This is a genomic window from bacterium, from assembly GCA_040757115.1.
Classification (GTDB): domain Bacteria; phylum UBA9089; class CG2-30-40-21; order CG2-30-40-21; family SBAY01; genus JBFLXS01.
This window is the reverse complement of record JBFLYA010000342.1, coordinates 1-3,269: the sequence shown is the minus strand read 5'-3', so window position 1 is coordinate 3,269 and position 3,269 is coordinate 1. Positions and strand designations below refer to the sequence as shown.

Sequence of the window (3,269 nt, the reverse complement as noted above, 5' to 3'; positions counted from 1 at the left end):
CTTATAATTTCCCATTTGGTAGCCCTCCTTTTTTTATTGTTGCTACCATTTATATCGGCAAAATTAACGCTTTTCTTTAACTTCTTATCCCATCATTATTGATAATTCCCAACCGCACAGGTCGAAAAATTTCTCTTGACTTTTTAACTTAAGATATGATATAATTATTTAAAATCAATCAGGTAGAGGAAGTCCTTGTGAGATTCAAGGCACTGTCCCGCAACGGTAATAAATAAGAAAACAGAAAACAGATGTTAATCTCATACCTTTAAAATCTGATTTCTGACTTCTGAAAGTGAGTCCGGTCGACTACCTGTTTTGAAAAGTACCTTCGTGGAAGGGGAAAAAAGAGGTAAAATCTATACCCAACTTTCTTGACGAAGGTTGGGTTTTTTGTTTTTGGTAACCGTTTAACTATCAGGTATCAACACTAAAAATATAGCAGTTATTAGTCAAAATTTTACTCAGAGTGGATAAGTAAAAAATCCCAAATCCCAAGCACCAAATTCCACATACCAAAAAGCGAATTAGAGATTAGATTTTACTAATTCGCTAATTCGCTTAATTCACTAATTCACTAAATGGAATTTGGAATTTGTGATTTGGAATTTCATAGCCATATCTATGTCAAATTTCGATTAATAAGTGCTATAATTACTCTTTTCGTAATTTTTTACTTGACAGATTTCTTATTTTGTGTTATAATTTTTAAAATCGTAACACAAGGAGGTATTGTTAAATGAAAAAAGGTTTTTGGATGGGATTAGGAATGAGTTTGTGTCTGGCAGGAACAGCTTTTGCTCAACAACAGGGGACAAAAACGACAGTAATTGAATTAGAGGATGTAGTGGTAACGGCAACAAAAGTAGAAAAAGGAATTGGTGATGTACCGGTGAGTGCTTCGGTGGTAACAGAAGAAGAGATGGAAAAAAAGGCAAGGGTAACATTTGTGGATGAGGCATTGAAATATGAGGTAGGGGTGACACAGGGTCGAAAGAAATTTGCAGATACGATGAGTAGAGTGACACTGCGTGGGTTTAGCGGTGGTCAGAGAACACTGGTGTTGCTTGATGGCATACCACTAAATGATAGCTATGTGGGTGGGACATATCTGCATGACTTACCGATTGGGAATGTTGAAAGAATAGAGGTGGCAAAGGGCCCCTTTTCAAGCCTTTACGGCGGAGAGGCGATGGGAGGGGTGATAAATATTATCACCAAATCACCGCAAAAAGAGGCGTTTGAGGTCAAAAGCTCGGTCTCTGCATTCAACACCTATTGCCACATACTAAACTATGGAAATAATCTGGGCAAAATATCTTTTTCCATCAACCTTGAGAAGAAAACAAGCGAGGGCGATAGGACAGATTTAGTGACTAAATCCGTAACCCCGGGCACTTCAACAACTAAGGTTACAGGTTGGAAAAAAACAATGGATAGGCAGGGTAAATCAACCTACTTGATTGGGGATAAAGGGAAGAACTATTGGGACCAAAACCAATATGGTTGCAAAGTCTCCTATTATCTGAACCCCATATCCAATCTTTCCTTTTCGTTCAATGGAAATAGGTGGGAATATGGGTATAGTGACCCACAAAGTAACCTTGTAGATGGAAATGGAATACCGGTTGATAACAAGACAGTTGAGTTACCAGGTGAAGGCACGATGACTGTCTCCCCAAAGGATTTCTTAAGCACCTGGGGAGAATCGGAAAATAATATCTATAGTTTGGGTTATGATACCAATCTTTCCGAGATTGCCTTAAAAGGGAGGCTTAATCTCGTTGATTCAAATAATTTCTATGTATCGCCAGAAACCGGGGCAACTTACTATGGAGGTCGTGGCAAATTGAGCAAAACCTCTCCACGCAATACATTTTTTGGTGAGGTGCAGGTGGATATTCCCTTCAGAGAAACCAATCTTATCACCGCAGGCTTGAGTTACCGAAACGATTCTGCAAAAGCCCGTGATTGGAGGATTAGCAACTGGAAGGATGAGACATCAACCATAGGTGATGCGAGTTATGAGGCAGGTGGCAAGGCAAAGACTATTTCCCTTTACACTCAAGGTGAAGTTCAACTGATGGATACCCTGAAACTGTTCCCGGGTGCAAGATACGATACCTGGAAAAGATACGATGCCTCTTTACTTGATGGCACAAAATCAACAAAATATGCGGATAAAGATGATTCCTCTTTTTCTCCTAAGATTGGTATTCTCTACAAGCCGCAATTTGAAAAAGGGCTGTACAAATTGGATGGTCTCCGTGCCTCCTGGGGCAAGGCATTCAGACCACCAACAACCTACGAATTATATCGCACCCAGTCATTTCAAAGCGGTAGAACCTTTGCAGGTAATCCCGAACTTTCTTGCGAAACCACACAATCATGGGAAGTCGGTATTGACCAGCAGGTAGGTAAAATAACCCTTTCTGCCACATATTTCCAGAGTAAGATAGATGACCTTATCTACAGCAGATGGCTTACCGGCACCTATTCAGTTAGAGAAAATGCAGGTTGTGGCAAGATAGCCGGGTTTGAAATAGAGGGTAAGATGAAGATTGCAGATAGCTGGGATGCCTTTGCCAATTATACCCTGCAGAATACGGAAATTACATCAAATTTTGCCGACCCGAAAACGGTTGGCAAGGATTTTGAGTTTGTACCAGAGAAGATGGCTAACTTTGGACTTTCCTTCCATAAAAATGCCTTAGCCCTTTCTTGCAACTGGCATTTTGTAGATAAGATGTATGGCTATTCGGATAATAGCGATGTGATAAAGGGTGTCTATGGAGCGTATGATAAGGTGAATACGGTAGATATGAAGCTCGGATATACCTTCAAGGAAAATATGAGGTTATCTTTAGCTTGCGATAATCTCTTTGATAGAAAGTATTATCAATTCTACAAGTCACCTGGAAGGACAGTTACGGTGGAGGTAAAGTTGTGATAAATGAATTCTTGGTGAAATGGTATTTTTGGGGACGGTTCACTTTTGTTTGAAATCTTGCGGTTAGAAAATGGTAACCGTTCAGGTGGTAATTTACCGCAGAGACGCAGAGGAACAGAGAGGAAAATATTTTTTTCGCGTTTTTCGGTGTTTAAAAAGGCTTAAAAACAGTTAGTCAAAAGTAAGTATTAAAAGATTGTAAGCGTTCAGGTGGTGTAACAAAAGGAGATGTGGAGATTAAGGAGATAGGGAGATATTATTAAAAAAATTGAAATTAATAGAAACTAATAGAAATTTATGGAAATTTGTTGTTTTCCAC

The 3,269-nt window shown here is 39.3% G+C and carries 1 protein-coding gene; it reads left to right on the top strand.

Features of this window, described 5'->3' with window-relative positions; genetic code table 11:
- The first annotated feature begins 739 nt into the window (after positions 1-739).
- Positions 740-2,950 carry a TonB-dependent receptor gene (locus AB1422_18300; GenBank protein MEW6621252.1) on the top strand — a complete coding sequence of 737 codons (2,211 nt, stop codon included), beginning with the start codon at positions 740-742 and terminating at the stop codon, positions 2,948-2,950.
- Positions 2,951-3,269 lie beyond the last annotated feature (319 nt).